The following is a 20,574-nucleotide window of genomic DNA, read 5'->3' as shown; positions in this document are numbered from 1 at the left end:
GGGCCGCCGGGGCCCGCCCCCCTGAGCGGTCAGTCGCTGAACTTCTCGCCCTTCTCGGCCTTTTCGACCAGCAGCGCGGACGGCGCGAACCGGTCTCCGTAGGCCTCCTGCAGCTCACGGGCACGGGTCACGAAGCCGGACGGACCGACCAGCTCCTCGCGCCCCGGCCCGCCCTGGTAGCCGTTGATGTACTGGATCACGCCGCCGGTCCAGCCCGGGAAGCCGATACCGAGGATGGAGCCGATGTTGGCGTCGGCGACCGAGGTGAGCACGCCCTCCTCGAAGCAGCGGACGGTGTCCAGCGCCTCGGCGAAGAGCATCCGCTCCTGCATGTCGAGGAACGGGATGGTGGCGTCCTGCTGCGTGAAGTGCTCGCGCAGGCCCGGCCACAGACCGGCCCGCCTGCCGTCCTCGCCGTATTCGTAGAAGCCGCCGCCACCGCTGCGTCCGGGGCGGCCGAACTCGTCGACCATCCGGTCGATGACCGCGTCGGCCGGATGCGGCTGCCAGGTGCCGCCGGACTCCTCGACCGCCCGCTTGGTCTCCTCGCGGATCTTGCGCGGCAGGGTGAGGGTCAGCTCGTCCATCAGGGACAGCACCTTGGCCGGGTAGCCGGCCTGGGCGGCGGCCTGCTCGACGGAGACCGGGTCGAGGCCCTCGCCGATCATCGCCACGCCTTCGTTGATGAAGTGGCCGATGACGCGGGAGGTGAAGAAGCCGCGCGAGTCATTGACGACGATCGGGGTCTTCCTGATCTGGCGGACCAGGTCGAAGGCGCGGGCCAGCGCCTCGTCGCCGGTCCGCTCGCCCTTGATGATCTCCACCAGCGGCATCTTGTCGACCGGCGAGAAGAAGTGCAGCCCGATGAAGTCCTGGTCGCGCTCGACGCCCTCGGCCAGCAGCGTGATGGGCAGCGTGGAGGTGTTGGAGCACAGCAGCGCGTCGGGCGCGACGATGTGCTGGATCTCCTTGAAGACCTTGTGCTTGAGACCCACGTCCTCGAAGACCGCCTCGATGACGGCGTCGCAGCCCGCGAGGTCGGCCGGCTCGGCAGTCGGCGTGATCCGGGCCAGCAGCTCGTCGCGCTTCGCCTCGGTCGTCCGGCCGCGGGAGAGCGCCTTGGCGAGCAGCCCCTCCGCATACGCCTTGCCCTTCTGCGCCGCCTCCGGGGAGACGTCCTTGAGGACGACCTGCATCCCGGCCTTGGCGCAGGAGTAGGCGATGCCCGCGCCCATCATGCCGGCGCCGAGGACCGCGACCTTCTCGACCTTGCGGGGCGCGACGTCCTTGGGGCGGTTGGCGCCGGAGTTGACGGCCTGCAGATCGAAGAAGAACGCCTGGATCATGTTCTTGGAGATCTGGCCGGTGACCAGCTCGACGAAGTAGCGCGCCTCGATGGTCTGCGCGGTCTCGAAGTCGACCTGGGAGCCCTCCACCGCCGCGGCGAGGATGTTGCGCGGGGCGGGGTGGGGGGCGCCGTTGAGCTGCTTCTTGAGGCTGGCGGGGAACGCCGGGAGGTTGGCGGCGAACTTCGGCTGGGCCGGGGTGCCGCCGGGGATGCGGTACCCCTTGACGTCCCAGGGCTGCTGGGACTCGGGGTGCTCCTCGATGAAGGTGCGGGCCTTGGCGAGCAGCTCCTCGGGGGTGGCCGCGACCTCGTGGATCAGTCCGGCGTCCCTGGCGCGGGTGGCGTTGTACTGGGTGCCCTGGAGCAGCACCTTCAGCAGCGCGTCGGCGATGCCGAGCAGCCGCACCGTACGGGTGACGCCGCCGCCGGCCGGCAGCAGGCCGAGGGTGACCTCGGGCAGGCCGATCTTGGTGCCGGGGGTGTCGAGCGCGACGCGGTGGTGGCAGGCCAGCGCGATCTCGTAACCGCCGCCCAGCGCTGCGCCGTTGATCGCGGCGACGACGGGCTTGCCGAGGGTCTCGATGCGGCGCAGATCGCGCTTGATGCCGTTGCCGGTCTCGAAGGCCTGCTCGGCCTGCTCGGGGGTGATGGCGATCAGTTCGCGCAGGTCGCCGCCGGCGAAGAAGGTCTTCTTGGCGGAGGTGAAGATGATGCCGCGGATGCTGTCCTTCTCGGCCTCCAGGCGGTCGGCGACCGCGGTCAGGGAGGCCTTGAAGGCGTTGTTCATGGTGTTGGCGGACTGGTCGGGGTCGTCCAGGACCAGGGTGACGATGCCGGTCTCGTCCTGTTCCCAGCGGATGGTCGACGACGCAGGGGACTCGCTCACTGTGGCTTCTCCGTAAGGGGGGTGGGACGGGCGGTCAGAGGCGCTCGATGACGGTGGCGATGCCCATACCGCCGCCGACGCAGAGGGTGGCCAGGCCGTAGCGCTTGTCCTGCCGCTCCAGCTCGTCGATCAGGGTGCCGAGGATCATCGCGCCGGTGGCGCCCAGGGGGTGGCCCATGGCGATGGCGCCGCCGTTGACGTTGACCTTGTCCAGGCTCAGGCCCATGTCCTTGACGAAGCGCAGCACGACGGCCGCGAAGGCTTCGTTGATCTCGACGAGGTCGATGTCGTCGATGGTCAGCCCGGCCTTGGCGAGCGCCTTGCGGCTGGCGGGCGCGGGGCCGGTGAGCATGATCGTGGGCTCGGAACCGGAGACCGCGGCGGAGAGGATGCGGGCCCGCGGGGTCAGGCCGTAGCGCTCGCCGACCTCCTGGGAGCCGATGGCGACGAGCGCCGCGCCGTCCACGATGCCGGAGGAGTTGCCGGCGTGGTGAACGTGGTCGATCTTCTCGACCCAGTGGTACTTCTGCAGGGCGACCGCGTCGAAGCCGCCCGCGTCGCCGATGGTGGCGAAGGACGGCTTGAGGCCGGCCAGGGAGTCGGCGGTGGTGCCGGGGCGCATGTGCTCGTCGTGGTCGAGGACGACGAGGCCGTTGCGGTCGCGTACCGGGACGACGGAGCGGTCGAAGCGACCGTCCTTCCACGCCTCGGCGGCGCGCTCCTGGGAGAGCGCGGCGAACTCGTCGACGTCGCGCCGCGAGTAGCCCTCAAGGGTGGCGATCAGGTCGGCGCCGATGCCCTGCGGGACGAAGTTGGTGTCGAAGTTGGTCATCGGGTCGGCGAACCAGGCGCCGCCGTCCGAGGCCATCGGGACCCGCGACATCGATTCGACACCGCCCGCCAGGACCAGGTCCTCCCAGCCCGAACGCACCTTGGCGGCGGCCATGTTGACGGCCTCCAGGCCCGAGGCACAGAAGCGGTTCTCCTGTACGCCGGCGACGGTGTCGGGCAGCCCGGCGGCGATCGCCGCGATCCGGGCGATGTCGGAGCCCTGGTCACCGACCGGTCCGACGACGCCGAGCACGATGTCGTCGACGGCGGCCGGGTCGAGTCCGGGGAAGCGGCGGCGTACCTCGTGGATCAGGCCGACGACCAGGTCGATCGGCTTGGTGCCGTGCAGTGCGCCATTGGCCTTGCCACGGCCGCGCGGGGTGCGGATCGCGTCGTATACGTACGCTTCGGTACTCAAGTCAGGAAGCCTTTCGCATGAGGGTGGAGGCAGGGGCAGCTGAGGGGGACCGGGGGCGGCCCGGGTCAGTCGAGCAGGGAGCGTCCGATGATCTCCTTCATGATCTCGGTGGTCCCTCCGTAGATCGTCTGTATCCGGCCGTCGGTGAAGGCCCTGGCCACGCGGTATTCCGCCATATAGCCGTAGCCGCCGTGGAGTTGCAGACAGCGGTCGGCGACCCGCTTGTGCAGCTCGGTGGCCCACCACTTGGCCATCGAGGCGTGCACCGCGTCCAGTTCGCCGGCGGAGTGGTCGGCGATGCAGCGGTCGAGGAAGGCGCGGGTGACGGCGCACTCGGTGGCCATCTCGGCTATCTCGAAGCGGATGTGCTGGAGCTTGGCCAGCGGCCGTCCGAACGCCTCGCGCTCCTTGACGTACTGGCTGGTGATCTCCAGCAGGTGTTCGGCACCGGCGATACCGGCGACGGCGATGCCCATCCGCTCCTGGGCGAGGTGGGTCATCAGATGGACGAAGGCGCCGTTCAGCTCGCCGAGCAGATTCTCCTTGGGGACCCGTACGTCGCGGAAGAACAGTTCGGCGGTGTCCTGGGACTTCTGGCCGATCTTGTCGAGGTTGCGGCCCCGCTCGAAGCCCGCCATTCCGCGCTCGACAACCAGCAGGCTCAGGCCGTGCGCCCCACCCTCCGGGGTCGTCCTGGCCACGACGATGACCAGGTCGGCGAGGATGCCGTTGGAGATGAAGGTCTTGGAACCGTTGAGTATCCAGTGGTCGCCGGCGTCCTCGGCGTGGGTGCGGATGCCCTGCAGATCGGAGCCGGCGCCGGGCTCCGTCATGGCGATGGCGGTGATGATCTCACCGCTGCAGAAGCCGGGCAGCCAGCGCCGCTTCTGCTCCTCGGTGCCGAGGGTCGTCAGATAGGGGCCGATGATGTCGTTGTGCAGGCCCACGGCGAGCCCGGCGGCGCCGGCCCGGGTGAACTCCTCGGCCAGCACCGCGCTGTAGCGGAAGTCCTGCTGCCCGCCCCCGCCGTACTCCTCCGGCACCGCCGGCCCCAGCAGTCCCTGCTTGCCGGCCGCCCGCCAGGCGTCCCGGCTGACGATGCCGTCCTGCTCCCACTGCTCGTAGTGGGGCGTCACCTCCCTGGCGAGGAAGGTCCGCACGGTCTCGCGGAAGGCCTCGTGGTCCTCGGTGAAGATCTGGCGCTTCATCTGCGCGGTCATGTCTGCGGGCCCTCCTCGGAGCCGGGGCTTGACGGGGTCGGTGGAGACGGCGGGCGCCGGTCCCAGGGGGTGGAGCTTTCCGCCGCCTGCCCCCCGGGAGCGCCGGTCCGGCCGCGGAGGTACCCGGGGGCTCGCGGGGCGGTCACACCTGGCCTGCCTGTGGGGCCCGTGCCTGGAGTGGCGTCCGGGCACGGCGCTCGTCCGGCCCGGCCGCTTCGGGCCGGGCCGGCGTGGTGGCCGGCCGCGCCCGGGGCCGCGCCGTGGCCGGCGGCCCGGTGCGGGTCGGCCGCGTAACGGAGCGTGCGGGCGGGGGCCATCAGCCGGCGGTGTCCTTCTGTTCGGCGCGGCTCGGGCCGGCGGGCGGGGCGGGGGCGGCCGGTGACGCGGCGAGGAGGCCCGGGGCCTGCCAGTCGCGGGCGATCTCCTCGGTGTCGGCGCCGGGCTGCGCGGGGGGCCTGCGGACCGCGCCGGGGGTGCGCGAGAAGCGTGGCGCGGGTGCGGGCTGGGTGATCCCGCCGTGGTCGACGAAGGTGCCGCGGGCGGCGAGATGCGGATGCCGCGGGGCCTCACGCAGGGAGAGCACGGGCGCCACACAGGCGTCCGACTCCTGGAAGACGGCCGTCCACTCCTCGCGGGTACGGGTCTTGAAGCGGGCGGCGATGGCGGTGCGCAGGTCGCTCCATGCGGTGAGGTCGTCGCGGCTGGGGGCCTCGTCCTCGATGCCCAGCAGACGGATGAACTCGCCGTAGAAGCGCTTCTCCAGCGCGCCGACCGCCATATGGCCGCCGTCGGCGGTCTCGTACGTCCCGTAGAACGGTGTCCCGCCGTCGAGCAGATTGGCGCCGCGCCGGTCCTGCCAGCCGCCGGCCGCCAGCATGCCGTGGATCATCGCCGTCAGATGTGCCGTGCCGTCGACGATGGCGGCGTCCACGACCTGGCCCTTTCCGCCTTCGGCGCGGGCGTGCTGGAGGGCGGCGAGGACGCCGATGACGAGGTAGAGGGAGCCGCCCGCGTAGTCACCGAGGAGGTTGGCGGGGACGGCGGGCGGGCCGTCGGACGGGCCGATCATGCCGAGCGCGCCGGTGAGGGCGATATAGCCGATGTCGTGTCCGGCGGTGTCGGAGAGCGGGCCCTGCTGTCCCCAGCCGGTCATCCGGCCGTAGACCAGCCGGGGGTTGCGTGCCAGGCACTCCTCTGGGCCCACCCCCAGCCGCTCGGCCACACCGGGGCGGTACCCCTCGACCAGCACGTCGGCGCGCTCGGCCAGTTCGAGCACCCGTGCCACCCCGTCGGGGCTCTTGAGGTCCACCAGCACGGAGCGCTTGTTGCGGTTGGTGACGTCGTAGGCCGGGTCGATGCCCAGTCCCGCTCCCCCGGGCCGGTCGACGCGGACGACATCGGCGCCGAGGTCGGCCAGGAGCATGGCCGCGAAGGGGCCGGGGCCGATGCCCGCGAGTTCGACGACGCGCACTCCGCTCAGCGGGCCGTTGCCTGGCTCTGCCATCGCGCCCCATGCCTTTCCGGACTGTGACACTTCTGATGTAACACTCGTGATGTTAAGAACGTGTTCCACTTTCCACAAGCCCCCCTGTCACGTGGCAGCCACGGAAAAGGCCCGCGCCGACGAGGCTCAACCGCCCTCGCCGTCACGGGCCCTTGCGCGCCTGCCGCCGCTGCGCGCTACACCCCGTCGAGCTCGGCGATGAGCTTCTTGGGGGCTATGACGCGATAGGACTCTTCCGCCCAGTCGCAGAGCAGCTCGGCCGGCGGGGCGTCCGGCTTCTCCAGCGGGACCTGCACCCAACCGGACTTCCCCAGTCCGTACCCCGCGGGACGGGCACCGGGCGCGGTCAGCGCATGGGCATGCGCCTCGGGGTCCGTGAGCTTCAGCGTGACCCCGAGCGGATGGCTGCCGTCCTCGACGCCGAGGAAGACGAAGACCTTCTTGTTGACCTTGATGACGCTCTCGCCCCAGGGAAACTCCTCCACGGCCCCGGGAAGCCCGAGCGCGAACGCACGCACCCGCTCCCGCACCGCCGCCGGCCCGGCCGCCTTCGCCATGCGCTCCTCCATGTCCGTCGCCCCCTCCGGCACCGCTGCGGACACCGCCCGGCCACCCGCTCGTACCGCGCGGGCCGGCCCACGCATTCCACGCTAACGGCGACCACTGACAACGGCCCGCGGAGCACCGGACGACGGGCCGGCCGAGGGACTCATGACGCCTCGTCGGCCCGCATCCCGGCACCGTCCTGTTGGATTTCCACGGCGGCCGAGGGAGGGGCGACGCCTGCCCCCGCGCCTCCGCCCGCCGGTACCAGGTGGTCGCCGGTCGCCTGACGGTCCACCAGGCCTCCCAGCCGCTGGGGCACATTGCCGCCCACCAGAAGGATGACGACGAGCGTCAGCCCGAAGGTGAGCACGGCGAGTGCCCGTCCCAGGGGCATGCCTTCGGCCAGATGGGCGCCGAGGACGGGTGCCACCGCCCCGCCCAGGGCGCCGACGTTGTAGACGAAACCCACGGAGGCGGCGCGGGTGGCGGTCGGGAAGTGGCCCGCGAGGTACTTCGGCAGGATGCCGGAGATCCCCTGGCTGAGCGCGAGCAGCAGGAAGAGCAGCACGCCGAGCACCGGGAGGCTGTCCCGCACCGCGAACACCGGGAAAACGAACACCAGCGAGGCGAGCAGGGTGCCCGCATAGGCGCGGCGGGTCCCGAACCGGTCGCCGGCGTAGCCCGCCAGCCAGCAGCCCGCCATGGTGCCGAAGCCCGCGTAGAACATCACGTCGGTGACCTGGCCGGGGGCGTATCCCAGGCCGGTCTTGAGGTAGGTGGGCAGCAGGGCCTGGATCGGCCAGCTGTAGAGGAAGGCACAGAACACCGTCACCGTCAGGGCGAGGTACAACAGCCACCCGCGGCGGCCGCCGAGCTGCGCGGCGAAAGCGGTGAGGCACAGCGCCGCGGCGGCGGACAGCCAGGGCACCCGGCCCGCACCGACGGGCGTGAAGACACAGAACAGCGCCGTCGCGGCGACCACCGCCAGGGCCGCGTTGCCCCCGGAGCGGACCCGGCCGGTGAACAGCGGCCGGAAGGGGTTCGGGTGCTCCTCCGCCGACCGGGTGGCGGCGGCGCCGATCTCCCGCTGCCAGTCCCCGGCCTCCGGCAGCGCCCTGCGCACCCAGAGGGCGACCAGGACGGGCAGCACGCCGATCCAGAACATCCAGCGCCAGCCCCAGTGGGGCACCACCCACTGGTAGAGCTCGGCCGCGAGGACCGTGCCGCCCGCGTAACCGGAGATCAGGAATCCGGAGGCCCGGTTGCGCCATCGGGTGGGCCAGCTCTCCAGCACATAGGTCGCGCTCGCGCTGTACTCCCCGGCCATGCCCAGGCCGATCACCAGCCGGGCGACGAAGAGGCTGGTGTGGTCCCAGGCGAATCCGCAGGCGAAGGTGCCGAGTGAGTAGAGCAGGATGCTGGCGATCATGGCCGCCTTGCGGCCGTGGCGGTCGCCCATCGCGCCCAGGGCGGCACCGCCCAGCCACCGGGTGATGAAGGCGCCGGAGATCAGCGAGGCGGCGGTGGGGGTGTCCAGCCGGAAGTCCGCCGCGATGTCGGTCAGCACCAGCGTGATGAGGACGAAGTCGAACCCGTCGAGAAGGTAGCCGATCCAGGCGGCGAACATCGCCTTCCACTGGGGCGGGGTGACCTCCTGCCACCATCTCCACGCCCGGCCAGGGGTGTTCGTGGGGAGCGTCGTCACGGCGGGCCCGCTTCCTCCGGCAGTCGACGGCAGGACATGGGATGTCCTACGTCATCGGGACACCCGTGAATGTCGCCCCGCCGCGCCCCGCTGTCAAGGCTGCGTGCCACACTCCGTAGCACCCACAGAACGGCCAAGAGGGCCGCCAGGAGCGGACCTTGACGGGCGGGACGAGTGCCCGGGGTCCGGACTCCAGGGCCGGTGGGCGGTCGAGAGGATGCGCGATGCCACGGAAGGACACCTCCGGACGGGCCTATGACCTCGTCCTGTACGGGGCGACCGGTTTCACCGGCGCCCTTACCGCCGCCTACCTGGCCGCACATGTCCCCAAGGGCTGCCGTTGGGCCCTGGCAGGGCGCAGCACCGCCAAACTGGAGCGGCTGCGGGACCGGCTGGCGGAGTCCGACCCGGCCTGCGCCGACCTGCCGCTGCTGCGGGCCGACAGCGGCGATCCCGGCTCGCTGCGCGACCTCGCCGCCGGGACCCGGGTGCTGGTGACGACCGTCGGCCCGTACCTGCTCCACGGCGAGCCGCTGGTGGCGGCCTGCGCCGCCGCGGGCACCGACTATGTCGACCTGTGCGGTGAGTCGGAGTTCATCGACCGGATGTATGTGCAGTACGAGGCGACGGCCCGCGCGTCCGGCGCGCGGCTCGTGCACGCCGGCGGGTTCGACTCCGTCCCGTACGACCTGGGGGTCCACTACACGGTGGGGCTCCTGCCCGAAGGTGTCCCCGTGCGTATCGACGGCTTCGTACGGACCAATGCCGCGTTCTCCGGCGGCACGCTGAACTCCGCGCTGACCGCGGCCTCCCGTCCGGTCGCCATGGCCCGCGCCGCGCGCGAGCGCCGGCAGGCCGAACCACGGCCGGCCGGCCGTACGGTGCGCGCGCCCTTCGGCCCGCCCGTACGGAGCGGCGAAACGGGCACCTGGGGTGTGCCGCTGCCGACCCTCGACCCGCAGATCGTCGCCCGCTCGGCCGCCGCGCTGGACCGTTACGGGCCCGACTTCCGCTATCGCCACTACGCGGGGGTGCGGCGGCTGCCGGTCGCCGTCGGCGGGGCGTTGGGGGCGGGGGCGCTGTGTGCGCTCGCCCAGGTACCGCCCGCACGGCGCTGGCTGTCGGGGCGTCTGGAGCCGGGCGACGGGCCGAGCCCCGAGCGCCGGGCGAGCAGCTGGTTCAAGGTGCGCTTCGTCGCCTCCGGAGGTGACACGCGTCTGATCACCGAGGTGTCGGGCGGCGACCCCGGCTATGAGGAGACGGCGAAGATGCTCGCCGAATCGGCGCTCAGCCTGGCCTTCGACGAGCTGCCGGAGACCGCGGGGCAGGTGACGACGGCGGTGGCCATGGGGGACGCGTTGAGGACCCGCCTCCAGGAGGCGGGCATCACGTTCGGCGTCGTCCGGGCGTAGTTCCGGGAGCGCGCCCGGGGCCGGCCGTCAGGCCCCGGCGAGCGCCCGCCGGCACAGGGCGTCGGCGGCCCGGGTCGTCTCCGGAAGACGGTAGTCCGGCGCCAGATGGAGGGTGTGCGCACAGGCCCGGTCGAGTCCGGTGCGGTGCCCCACGGAGACGAAGACCGGCTTGACGCCCTTCTGGGTCCGCAGCGCACGTCCCACCTCCTGGGTCCCGTCCAGAAGCGGCGAGGTGGCGCCGCGGTCCGGCCCAGGAGGCGCGTACCGGAAGGTGAAGGGGTTCTTGGCGACGCCGATGGTGGGAAGCCCGGTCAGCACCCCCAGGTGGCTGGCGAGCCCGAAGCGGCGCGGGTGCGCCAGCCCGTAGCCGTCGCAGACCACGAGGCCGGGGGTGCGGGCGAGGCGGCCGAGAGCGTCGAGCACGGTGGGGATCTCACGGAAGGCGAGCAGGCCGGGGACGTACGGGAAGGAGACCTGGCCGACGGCGGTGGCCCGGTCCACGACGGCGCGGGTGCGGGCGTCCAGGGCGACCGCGGCAGCGGCGACGACATTCCGTTCGTCGTCGTAGGCGACGTCCACCCCGACCACGGTGCCCTCGAATCCCGGTTCCGGGCCTGCTTCGTCGAGCCGTACACGGGGCCGCAGCCGGTCCTGGACCGCACGCGCCCGCTCTTCGTCGGCGGGCCAGTTCCGCAGTTCGTCGTCGCAGGAGATCATTCCGGGAGTGTCCATGATGCCCGCAACGCTACCGAACCGGTGATCGACTCCCCCGACCGCGCGCACCGGCGCCCCTGGAGGTCCTTGATGCCCGACGCACTCCACCAGCTCGACGCCCTCGACCTGGCCGCCCGGCTGCGCCGTCGCGAGCTCTCCGCCAGAGAGGTCGTACAGGCCCATCTGGACCGCATCGACCGGATCAACCCGGCCGTCAACGCCCTCGTCACCCTCGACCCCGAGGGCGCCCTGGCCGCGGCCGCACGCGCCGACGAGCGACTCGTCCGGGGCTCCGCCGTGCCGCCCCTCCACGGGCTGCCGATCGCGTTCAAGGACACCCGTCTCACCCGCGGTATGCGCACCACCCACGGCTCGCCGCTCTTCGCCGAGCACGTCCCGGACGAGGACGATCTGCTGGTGGACCGGCTGCAGCGGGCGGGCGCCATCCGGCTCGGCAAGACCAACGTGCCGGAGTTCGCCGCCGGTTCGCACACCTTCAATGCGGTCTTCGGCACCACCCGCAACCCGTACGACCTCACGCGTTCGGCGGGCGGCAGCAGTGGCGGCGCCGCCGCGGCGCTGGCCTCCGGGATGCAGCCCCTCGCCGACGGCAGCGACATGGGCGGTTCACTGCGCAACCCCGCCTCCTTCTGCAATGTGGTCGGGCTGCGTCCGACGCCGGGCCGCGTCCCCTCACCTCCCGGCGCCGACCTCTGGGACACCCTGTCCGTCCCTGGCCCCATGGGACGGACCGTCGCCGACACCGCGCTGCTGCTGTCGGCGATGGCCGGTCCGGACCCGCGCTGCCCCTTCGGCCTGGAGACCCCGGGAGCGGCGTTCCGGGTGCCGCTCGACCGTGATCTGCGGGGGCTGCGTGTCGCCTGGGCGCCCGACCTGGGAGGGTTCGCGCCGGCCGACCCGGATGTACTCGCCGTTCTGGAGCCCCAGTTGGGGGTCCTGGAGGAGCTCGGCTGCCGTGTCGACACCGCCTGCCCGGACCTCACCGGCGCCGACGAGGCCTTCCGTACGCTGCGGGCACACGGCTTCGACCTCGCCCTCGGCGGCCTGCTCGACGCCGACCGACAGGCCCTCAAACCCAGCATCGTCCGGAACATCGAACAGGGCCGCCGGCTGACCACGGCCGACCTCCACACGGCCACCACGGCCCGCAGCCGGCTGTACCTCGGCGCGCTGGACTTCTTCTCCCGGTACGACCTGCTCCTCGCGCCGGTCAGTCAGGTCACGCCGTTCGACGCGGAGCTGAAGTACCCGCAGGAGGTCGCGGGGCGGCCGACACGGGACTATCTGGACTGGATGCGGTCCGCCTACCTCATCTCGGTGCTCGGGGTGCCCGCCCTTTCGGTCCCCGCGGGATTCACCCCGGGCGGTCTCCCCGTGGGGCTGCAGTTCATCGGTGCGCCGCGCGCCGATCTCGCCGTCCTCCAGGCGGGTCATGCCTACGAGAGCGCGACGCGGCATGGGCGGCACCGCCCGGATCTGCCGGCGGCGTGACGTCGGCTCCCGCCGCCGGCCTCCCGCCGATCCATCAGCTGCCGGTCACTTCCGTACACGCCCTGGCCTGCGCACTCCCTGCGCGGGACAACGCCACGGCCCCGCCCGGGCACCTGCTCTATATTTGCTGCTGTGTTCGTACTGGAACTGACTTATACCGCGCCCCTCGAACGCGTCGACGCCGTTCTGCAGCCGCATGTGGAGTGGCTGCAGAAGGAGTACGCCGCCGGGCACTTCCTCGCCGCCGGCCGCAAGGTCCCCCGGGACGGTGGCGTGATTCTCGCCGCCGGCATGGACCGTGCCACCGTGGAGCGGATCGTTTCCGAGGACCCCTTCACCCGCGCCGGGGTGTGTGAGTACCGGATCACGGAGTTCGTGGCGACGACGACCGCCCCAGCACTGGAGCAGTACCGGGAGCAGCTGCCCTCCTGAGGCGCCGTCGCTCCGGGGCCCGTACCGCAGCTACGAAGTCGTGGTCGGAGGCACCACTGCCGTTTCGGGCGAGCCCGAGTTCGCGGAGGTGGGCGCCGGCGGTGCGGGCCAGCGTCCCCCGTTGCGCCAGTAGTCCTGGATCTCCTCCAGCTGGCGCCCCTTGGTCTCGGGTGCGGTGACGGAGGCGAAGACCAGGGCGGCGAGGGCAAGCACGCCGAGGCCCGCGAAGGTCAGGGCCGCACCCGCCCAGGCCATCAGGGAGGGGAAGAACTGCGCGATCAGAAGATTGGCGACCAGGTCCGCGGTGAGCATCACCGACGCGCCGGTCGAGCGCAGCTGGGCGGGGAACGCCTCGCTCGCATAGACCCAGATCAGTGATCCGAAGCCGAAGTTGAAGGCCGCGGTGAACAGGAGGATCGCGGCGAACCCCACCCAGGTCGTCGCGCCCCGCAGCTCGCCCGTGCCGAAGACCGCCGTCAGGACGGCGAGCATGGCGACCATCGTGCCGATGCCGCTGAGCAGCACCACCCGGCGGCCGAGCCGGTCGATGATGAGGATGGCCAGCACCGTCGCGGCCAGCGAGGCGAGTTGGACGAAGGACGGCAGCAGGAAGCTCTGGCCGTCGCCGGTGAACCCCATCTCCTCGAAGATCTGCGGGCTGTAGTAGGTCACGGCGTTGATGCCGGTGATCTGGCAGAAGAACCCGAGGCCGACGACGAAGACCGCGGCGCGGGCGAAGGGCTTGCGCAGCAGGGAGCGCGCCGATCCGCCGCTCTCTTCTGCCAGCGCGGCCTGCACCGCCGTGACCTCCGCGCGCGGATCGACGTCGGGGTCCGTCAGGGCCATGACCTCGACGGCTCGTTCCGTACGCCCCTTGAGGACGTACCAGCGCGGGGTGTCCGGCAGCCGGAGCAGCGGGATCAGCACGAGTGCGGCCGGGAGTGCGGACAGGCCGAGCATCCAGCGCCAGTGCCCGCCGTCGGACAGGCCCCAGTTGACGAAGTACGTGAGGACGATGCCCGCGACCGTGGCCACTTGGTAGGCGGCGACGGAGGCTCCGCGGATACGTGCCGGGGTCGATTCGGCGACATAGAGCGGGGCGGCGACGATCGAGATGGCGATGCCGAGCAGGAAGCGGACGGTGTCCAGCACGACGACGTTGGGCGCGACCGCGGAGAGGGCGACGAAGACGGCGTACGAGGCGGCGACGATCAGCATCGCGGTCTTACGGCCCAGGGCGTCGGCGAGCTTGCCGCCGATCAGCGCGCCGACGATGGAGCCGAGCACCAGAATGCTGTTGACCAGGCCCTTTTCGGCCTCGGTGAGGTGGAAGTCCTTGCTCAGGAACACCAGGGCGCCGGAGATGCTGCCGGTGTCGTAGCCGTAGATGACACCGACGACGGCGCCGGTGAGCGCGAACATCCGGCCGGTGCGGTGCGCGGTCTTGGGTGACGACGGCGGAGGCGTCGCCGAGAGCGTGGCAATGGACATGCGAAGTCCTCTGTGCGGCGGAGCGGGCCTTGCTGCATGACGGGTCTGCATGACTGATCTTGCGAGTATTCGACTCCTTTCACGCAGCTGTCAACACCTTCCTTCGCGCAGCCTCAAGCACCCTCCCACCCCACCTCCGCTGCACCCAGAAGCCACCCAGAGCCGCGCCTCCAACGCTCCCCTCTGGTGCATCCACTCGTACGAGGGATGGATCGCGGTCGGGATTCTGCGTACAGTCGATTGCAACGAAGCTGAATTTTGCAGTTTCATGCATCCGATTGCCACATCACGGGAGGGTGGGCCATGAGCGAGACCTCGTACATGGAGCAGGAGCTGTGCAGTCAGCCGGAGACCTGGCGGCAGGCCGCGCGGATCGGGGCGGCGGCGGGGCCACTGCCGAAGGCCGGACAGCGAGTGGCCGTCGTCGGCTGCGGCACCTCGTGGTTCATGGCCCAGTCGTATGCGGCGCTCCGCGAGGCCGCCGGGCAGGGGGTGACAGATCCGTTCGCCGCGTCCGAGGCGTTCCTCGGGAGCGACCGCGGCTATGACGCGGTGGTGGCGATCACCCGGTCCGGCACCACCACCGAAGTGCTGCGGGTGCTCGACGCCGTCAAGGGGCGCATCCCGACGGTGACGATCATCGGTGACCCCGGGACACCCGCGATGGCGCTCTCCGACGAGACGGTCGCGCTGCCCTTCGCCGACGAGAAGTCGGTGGTGCAGACCCGTTTCGCGACGACGGCGCTGACACTGCTGCGCGCGCATCTGGGCGAGGACGTCTCCCGGTCGGTGACCGACGCGGAGGTGGCGCTGGCCGCGCCGGTCGAGAAGGAGTGGGTGGACGCCGAACAGTTCTCCTTCCTCGGCTCCGGGTGGACCTTCGGTCTGGCCAACGAGGCGGCGCTCAAGATGCGGGAGGCCTCGCAGAGTTGGACGGAGTCCTATCCCGCGATGGAGTACCGCCACGGTCCCATCGCGATAGCCGCACCGGGCCGGGTGACCTGGCTGTTCGGTCAGGCACCGGACGGGCTGGAGGCCGATGTGGTGCGGACCGGTGCGCGCTTTGTGCGGCATGCGCGCGATCCGCTGGCCGATCTGGTGCTGGTCCAGCGGGTGGCTCTGGAGCGGGCCCGTGCCCGTGGGCTGGACCCGGACAACCCGCGGAGCCTGACCCGTTCAGTGATGCTCGAGACGCCGGCCGCCTCCTAATCACCCATCTTCCCCGCTCAACCCGCCCTGCCCGTAAGGGAGAAGGGAGCCGGCATCCCATGCCACTCGTTCCGACCTCATCCATCGTCGAAGCCGCACGTGAGGCGCGGGCCGGTGCCGCGGCCTTCAACGTCATCCATCTGGAAACCGCCGAGGCGCTCGTCACCGCCGCCGAGCGCACGGGTGTCCCCCTGATCCTTCAGATCAGCGAGAACTGCATCCGCTATCACGGCAGCCTGCTGCCCCTCACCCGCGCCACACTCGCCCTCGCCGAGGAGTCCACGGCCCGGATCGCGGTCCACCTCGACCACATCACCGATGCGGACCTCGTCCGTCGGGGCGTCACCGCCGGGGTGGGCTCCGTCATGGTGGACGCCTCCGCCCTTCCGTACGAGGAGAACGTCGCCACCACCGCCGAGCTGACCGCCTGGTGCCATGACCACGGCGCGTATGTCGAGGCCGAACTCGGCGAGGTCGGCGGCAAGGACGGGGTCCACGCCCCTGGGGTGCGCACAGACCCGGACGAAGCCCTGGCGTTCGTCCGCGCGACAGGCGTGGACGCCCTCGCCGTGGCCGTCGGCTCCTCCCATGCGATGCATGAACGCACAGCCGTGCTGGACAATGACCTCATCACGGCGCTGCGCAGCACACTGCCGGTACCGCTGGTCCTGCACGGTTCCTCGGGTGTGCCGGACGAAGAGCTGCGGCGTGCCATCGCCGCCGGAATGACGAAGATCAATATCTCCACTCATCTGGTCTCCGTTTTCACCCGCTCGATACGGCAGACGCTGGGCGCCGACCCCTCGCTCGTCGACTCCCGCAAGTACATGAAGCCGGCCCGGGAGGAGGTGGCCGGGGAGGCGGCGAGGCTGCTGGAGGTGCTGGGTACTCCCACGGCGGTTCCGGGCCAGTACGCGGCCCAGGCGACTGCCCAGGGCTGAGCCGGCGGACATCACGGCAGCCCCAGGCCCCACGTCACGGGCAAGCCCCCGCGGCGGCACCTGCTTGACGTCCCGCCCGGGGCCGCCGGGACTGTCGGGGCTGCCGTGCCCACCGGGACAGGGGGTGACCACCGGGTACCACCGCGCGTCACCGTGAGGTGCCGAGACGAATTAGGCTCACGCCATGAAGCGCCATGAACGGATGAACGCACTGCTCGAGCTGCTCGGGGACCGCGGCCGGGTGGACGTCGAGGAGGCGGCGACCGCACTGGAGGTGTCCGCCGCCACGATGCGGCGCGACATGGACGCCCTGGCCGAGCAGCAGCTGCTGACCCGCACCCGGGGCGGGGCCGTGCTCAGTTCGGTGGCGTACGACCTGCCCATCCGCTACAAGCACGCGCACCGGTCGGCGGAGAAGGAGGCGGTGGCGAAGGCCGCGGCGAAGCTGGTCGAGCGGGGGGATGTGGTCGGGCTGAGCGGGGGCACGACGACCACGGCGATCGCCCGGGTGCTCGCCACCCGCCCGGATTTCGCGGAGGCCGGCCCGCAGCCTCATCTGACGATCGTCACCAACTCCCTCAACATCGCCAACGAGCTGGCCGTGCGGCCGCAGATCAAGATCGTGCTCACCGGCGGGGTCGCACACTCACGGTCGTTCGAACTCGTCGGCCCCTTCAGCGAGTTGGTGCTGCAGCAGATCTCCATCGACATCGCGTTCATCGGGGCCAACGGTATGGACCCGATGATGGGAGCCACGGTGCACGACGAGGCGGAGGCCCGGGTCAACCGCCTCATGGCCGAGCGTGCCCGGCGTGCCGTGGTCGTCGCGGACTCGTCGAAGATCGGCGAGCGCTGCTTCGCCCGGGTCGGCGACGCGGATGTCTTCGACACCTTCATCACGGACAACGGAACGAAGGAGGCAACCCGCCGCGAGTTCGCGGACCGAGGGCTGAAGGTGGTGACGGCCCGTACGTCGGTCGGCGAGTGAGGCGCTGGCTGGCGTGACAGACCACACGATGCATGGCGGATGACTGACGACGAGACAGGCGACATGTCGGATGGCGGGCGCTGGGCGGCGGACCGGGCGGCGGGCGCTGGGCGGCGGGCGGGCGGGCGGCGAGACGCTCGGCGCTGGGCGCCGTTGCCTGGGGAACCGCGGTCTGTGGAGCTTCCTCACATGCGCCGTACGGCGGGTTGGCCTCGGGTGCGCCGCAGACCGGACCCTCGCGCGTACGCCCTGTAACGGGCGTCCCTGGTGGGTCCGGTGGGTCCGGTGAGTGCGGCGCGTCGGGCGAGTTCAGTGACGGGCATTGTCAGGTGCGGCCGGTGATGAGCTGCCTCAAGTAAGGGCTGCGGCGGGCTTGCTCAGTGAGGCTTGCGATGGGCGCGCCTCACGTGAGGCCTGCGGTGGGCTTCCCGAGATGCGCCACATGGCGGGGCTGTGCTGACCAAGCCCCCGTGACCGGCGAAGGGGACGTGGCGCCAGAGGCCCCGCCCCCCCCGGAATGCCGGAGTGCCGGAGGGGCTACCAGACCTCGTCCCCCCGGAGGGCGGCGTCGGCGCCGCCGTCGACGAAGACGATCTGGCCGGTGACGTGGGTGTTCTCGGGAGAAGTGAGCCAGGCGAGCAGCGGGGCGACCTGTTCGGGGCGGGCGTGGCCGTGCAGGGGCATGGGGACGCTCGTGTCGACGACCTTACGGATTGCGGGGTCGGCGAGCATGGGCTCGGTCATGGGGGTCACGGTCGTGCCGGGGGCCACGGCGTTGAGGGGGATACCGGCGGCGGCCCAGTCGTCGGAGGCCGCCGTACGGCGGAGCCAGCGGGTGACCGCCTGCTTGGACGCGCCGTAGATGGCATACCCCTCGCTCCGGTCGATGGCCGCCTGGGCCGCGGCGACGGCTGCCTCCTCGTCGCCGGCGAGCGCCGCGTCGACGATGGCCTGGTCGGCCGGGTGGATCGAGGCGACAGATGAAATCAGCACGGCGCGCGGGTCCGTACCGGCGGCGAGTAGCGGGCGCAGTCCTTCGAGGGTGGCGACGGCGCCGAAGTAGTTGACCTGGACGGTACGCGGGTCGAAGTGGGCGAGGCCGGCGCCGGCGATCACGGCGTCGAGTCGACCGCCGGTCAACTCATGGGCTCGGTGCACCAGTTGCGTACGGCCCTCGGGAGTGGCGAGGTCCGCGGAAATATCGGTGCCCGCGAGATCGGCGCCGATGACGCTGTGGCCCTGGGCGCGGAGGTAGGCGGTGGTGGCCCTGCCTATGCCGGAGGCGGCTCCGGTGACGAGGTAGGTACGGGGCTGGTGCTCCGGCGTGGACATGCTCGACTCCTTCACTGACACGTTCTGACTCTGACTGCGCTCTGGTGGTTCTGACTCTTGACCTTGGCCCTGCCTTGGCCGGCCTTGGCTCTGATCTTGGTGCTGGCCTTGGTGCTGGCCTTGGTTCTTCTACTCCCGGCCTTGGCTCTGGCACTCGCCCGGAACCTGACTCCGGCCCAGATCTGCTCCTCGCCCAGATCTGGTCCTCGCCCGGATCTGGTTTCGGCCCTGAATTGGCTCTCGGGCCAGCCCCGTTCCTGACTCGGCTACTGGCCTTTCTCCTGGCCTCGGCTCTGGTCCTGCCCTGGCCCTCGGGGACTGGCGCTGGCCTTACCCCTGACCGTGGTGCCGGGCTTGGCCCTGAACTCACTCCCTGGCCCTGGCACCTGCCCGACCTTGCCCCCTATTCCCCTCCCCCTGGCTCTCGGCGTTGCCCTGCCCCGGCCCGCCCCCATGCCTCAACCCAGGCCCCGGCCTCGGCCTCGGTTCCAGTTCCGGTTCCGGCCTGCCCCTGGCTCTCGGCGTTGCGCCTGCCCTGCCCGCCCCCTTCCCCCACCCCAGGTCCAGGCCCCAGCTCCGACTCCGGCTCCGGCTCCGGCTCCGGCCTGGCCTTGGCCCCGACCCCGCTCCGGCAGGCCCCCGCGGCCCCGGCGCAAGCCCCGGTTACGGCCCAGCCCTGCCCCGTTCCCAGACCCCAGCCCAAGCCCGGTTCCGGCACGGCCCCTTAACCCCGCCCGGCCCTGGCCACAGCTCGACCCCACCCGGACCCTGGGACCCGACCCGGACCCTGACCCGGGTCCCGGATCTCGCCCCACCTCTCCCCCAACTACCTCTCCCCCACCCCTCCACCCCTCGTTCCGCCCTCGCCCCCGCCTCCGCACTGGCTCCAGCACTGGCTCCGGTGCCGCCGCCGGACGCTGGCCGGGCGTCGCTTTCCGTGCCGTCGCCGGGTGTTGCTCGGTGCCAGCGTCGGCGTGTTGCTTTCCGTACCGGCGTCAGGCATTGGCACCCATGCCGCAACCAGGTGTTGCTGGTCGGTACCGATCAGCGTTAGTCGGTCCCGATCGGCGCTGGCCAGCGCTTGCTGGTCACCACCGGCCGGTACTGGTCGGCCCCGACCCGTGGCGCGCGTCGCATCGACGGTGAACGCGCGGACCAACCCCCGTTACGTCAGGGCCGGGCCCAGGGCAGGAGTCGCAATCAACGAAGGAGCAAAAAAACAAGCCAGCCCCCACAGTTCAAGCAACCCCAGCGGGCCCAGCTGGTCAGTCGACCCGCCGACCCGCCGACCAGTCAGAGCCGACCACCACCCAGCCGACCCCCCACCCACCGTCACCCTACGCTTTTCTGGCACGGCGTGCCAATAAGCCACCCCGTGACAAAATATCGCCCCGGGAGGACACGACGCCCACACGGCCGGCAGAGGGAGAACGAAAGACAGATGACCGCAGCGCGAGGCAGGCCGACGTTGACCGAGCGGCGGCGGCAGGAGACCCGGCTGGAGATTGCGGAGAGCGCGGCGGCGCTGTTCTCGGATCAGGGGTACGAGGCGACGACCGTTGAGGACATCGCGTCGGCGGCCGGTATCTCGCTGCGCACCTTCTACCGCTACTGCGCGGCGAAGGAGGACGCGCTGACGCCCGTCATGACGTCCAGTGTCGGCGTACTCGTCGAGGAGCTGGCCGGGCGGCCGGTCGGCGAACCGCTGAGCAGCGCCGTGGCGGCGTCCTTCACCTCATCGACGTCGGCCCGGCGGCTCGCGGACCCCGAGCAGGCCCGCCGGCTGGTCCGGGTGATGGGCACCGTTCCGGCCATTCGGATGCGGTGGCTCGCGGCGGGGCGGGAGATGCAGGACCAGCTGGTGCCGGTGCTCGCGGCACGCAAGGGCGCGCCGGAGAACAGCATGGAGGTACGGCTGCTGGCCTGCGCGCTGCTCGACGCGATCAGCGTGGCCATGGAGCACTGGGCCTGGCAGGACGAACCGGAGGACGTGGCGGAGCTGACCCGCCGCGCGCTGGACTATCTGCGGATCGACGAGCTGTAGCGGGGCGGGCCCGGCCCGTTCCGAAACTGTCGCGCTTATGT

At 71.4% G+C, this 20,574-nt stretch carries 16 protein-coding genes; 7 read left to right on the top strand and 9 right to left on the bottom strand.

Translation table 11 applies throughout. From position 1 onward, the window contains the following. Nucleotides 1-29 precede the first annotated feature (29 nt). The 6 genes from ACGFN2_RS00350 to ACGFN2_RS00325 form a co-directional block, all read right to left on the bottom strand. Nucleotides 30-2,234 (bottom strand): 3-hydroxyacyl-CoA dehydrogenase NAD-binding domain-containing protein, encoded by a 2,205-nt coding sequence (locus ACGFN2_RS00350; RefSeq protein WP_393356351.1) that lies wholly within the window; start codon nucleotides 2,232-2,234, stop codon nucleotides 30-32. 34 nt (nucleotides 2,235-2,268) lie between these two features. Next, a complete protein-coding gene (locus ACGFN2_RS00345; RefSeq protein WP_393356349.1) occupies nucleotides 2,269-3,483 on the bottom strand; it encodes an acetyl-CoA C-acetyltransferase in 1,215 nt (404 codons plus the stop codon). 65 nt (nucleotides 3,484-3,548) lie between these two features. Then, nucleotides 3,549-4,691 carry an acyl-CoA dehydrogenase family protein gene (locus tag ACGFN2_RS00340; RefSeq protein WP_393357141.1) on the bottom strand — a complete coding sequence of 381 codons (1,143 nt, stop codon included), beginning with the start codon at nucleotides 4,689-4,691 and terminating at the stop codon, nucleotides 3,549-3,551. Nucleotides 4,692-5,019: 328 nt separating this feature from the next. After that, nucleotides 5,020-6,207, bottom strand: coding sequence for a CaiB/BaiF CoA transferase family protein (locus ACGFN2_RS00335; protein ID WP_393356347.1), 1,188 nt, complete (start codon nucleotides 6,205-6,207; stop codon nucleotides 5,020-5,022). Between the two features lie 176 nt (nucleotides 6,208-6,383). After that, complete coding sequence (locus ACGFN2_RS00330) at nucleotides 6,384-6,776, bottom strand: MmcQ/YjbR family DNA-binding protein (protein ID WP_362601462.1); 393 nt, start codon at nucleotides 6,774-6,776, stop codon at nucleotides 6,384-6,386. 140 nt (nucleotides 6,777-6,916) lie between these two features. Then, entirely contained in the window at nucleotides 6,917-8,458 is a 1,542-nt protein-coding gene (locus ACGFN2_RS00325) for a sialate:H+ symport family MFS transporter (RefSeq protein WP_393356345.1), read from the bottom strand. Nucleotides 8,459-8,682: 224 nt separating this feature from the next. On the opposite strand from ACGFN2_RS00325, the gene ACGFN2_RS00320 reads away from it, so the two are divergent. Continuing rightward, entirely contained in the window at nucleotides 8,683-9,870 is a 1,188-nt protein-coding gene (locus ACGFN2_RS00320) for a saccharopine dehydrogenase family protein (RefSeq protein ID WP_393356343.1), read from the top strand. Nucleotides 9,871-9,897: 27 nt separating this feature from the next. On the opposite strand, the gene ACGFN2_RS00315 is transcribed toward ACGFN2_RS00320, so the two are convergent. Next, nucleotides 9,898-10,602, bottom strand: coding sequence for an endonuclease V (locus tag ACGFN2_RS00315; protein ID WP_393356341.1), 705 nt, complete (start codon nucleotides 10,600-10,602; stop codon nucleotides 9,898-9,900). A 72-nt stretch (nucleotides 10,603-10,674) separates the two neighbouring features. Here ACGFN2_RS00315 and ACGFN2_RS00310 point away from each other — a divergent pair, with 72 nt between their 5' ends. Together ACGFN2_RS00310 and ACGFN2_RS00305 are read left to right on the top strand one after the other, a co-directional pair. Further along, nucleotides 10,675-12,096, top strand: a complete 1,422-nt coding sequence (locus ACGFN2_RS00310; protein WP_393356339.1) for an amidase — start codon at nucleotides 10,675-10,677, stop codon at nucleotides 12,094-12,096. 132 nt (nucleotides 12,097-12,228) lie between these two features. Beyond that, nucleotides 12,229-12,528: a YciI family protein gene (locus tag ACGFN2_RS00305; protein WP_362600996.1), complete on the top strand. Its 300-nt coding sequence runs from the start codon at nucleotides 12,229-12,231 to the stop codon at nucleotides 12,526-12,528. A gap of 30 nt (nucleotides 12,529-12,558) precedes the next feature. Here the strand turns inward: ACGFN2_RS00305 and ACGFN2_RS00300 are convergent, their stop codons facing one another. Further along, on the bottom strand, nucleotides 12,559-14,019 hold the full coding sequence (locus tag ACGFN2_RS00300) for a sugar porter family MFS transporter (protein ID WP_393356337.1): 1,461 nt from the start codon (nucleotides 14,017-14,019) through the stop codon (nucleotides 12,559-12,561). 303 nt (nucleotides 14,020-14,322) lie between these two features. Between ACGFN2_RS00300 and ACGFN2_RS00295 the strand changes: the two genes are divergently transcribed. The 3 genes from ACGFN2_RS00295 to ACGFN2_RS00285 all read left to right on the top strand — a co-directional run bounded on the left by ACGFN2_RS00295 (nucleotide 14,323) and on the right by ACGFN2_RS00285 (nucleotide 17,157). Continuing rightward, nucleotides 14,323-15,228, top strand: a complete 906-nt coding sequence (locus ACGFN2_RS00295; RefSeq protein ID WP_393356335.1) for an SIS domain-containing protein — start codon at nucleotides 14,323-14,325, stop codon at nucleotides 15,226-15,228. A gap of 59 nt (nucleotides 15,229-15,287) precedes the next feature. Further along, nucleotides 15,288-16,169 carry a class II fructose-bisphosphate aldolase gene (locus tag ACGFN2_RS00290; RefSeq protein ID WP_393356333.1) on the top strand — a complete coding sequence of 294 codons (882 nt, stop codon included), beginning with the start codon at nucleotides 15,288-15,290 and terminating at the stop codon, nucleotides 16,167-16,169. A 184-nt stretch (nucleotides 16,170-16,353) separates the two neighbouring features. After that, nucleotides 16,354-17,157, top strand: a complete 804-nt coding sequence (locus ACGFN2_RS00285; protein ID WP_362601006.1) for a DeoR/GlpR family DNA-binding transcription regulator — start codon at nucleotides 16,354-16,356, stop codon at nucleotides 17,155-17,157. Between the two features lie 537 nt (nucleotides 17,158-17,694). Here the strand turns inward: ACGFN2_RS00285 and ACGFN2_RS00280 are convergent. Beyond that, nucleotides 17,695-18,489, bottom strand: a complete 795-nt coding sequence (locus ACGFN2_RS00280) for an SDR family oxidoreductase (RefSeq protein ID WP_393356331.1) — start codon at nucleotides 18,487-18,489, stop codon at nucleotides 17,695-17,697. 1,441 nt (nucleotides 18,490-19,930) lie between these two features. On the opposite strand from ACGFN2_RS00280, the gene ACGFN2_RS00275 reads away from it, so the two are divergent. Beyond that, on the top strand, nucleotides 19,931-20,533 hold the full coding sequence (locus tag ACGFN2_RS00275; protein ID WP_362601011.1) for a TetR family transcriptional regulator: 603 nt from the start codon (nucleotides 19,931-19,933) through the stop codon (nucleotides 20,531-20,533). The last annotated feature ends 41 nt before the right edge of the window (nucleotides 20,534-20,574 follow it).

Source organism: Streptomyces sp. NPDC048612, assembly GCF_043199295.1.
Lineage (GTDB): Bacteria > Actinomycetota > Actinomycetes > Streptomycetales > Streptomycetaceae > Streptomyces.
The sequence above is the reverse complement of the archived record's forward strand: the minus strand, read 5'-3'. Positions and strand labels throughout refer to the sequence as shown.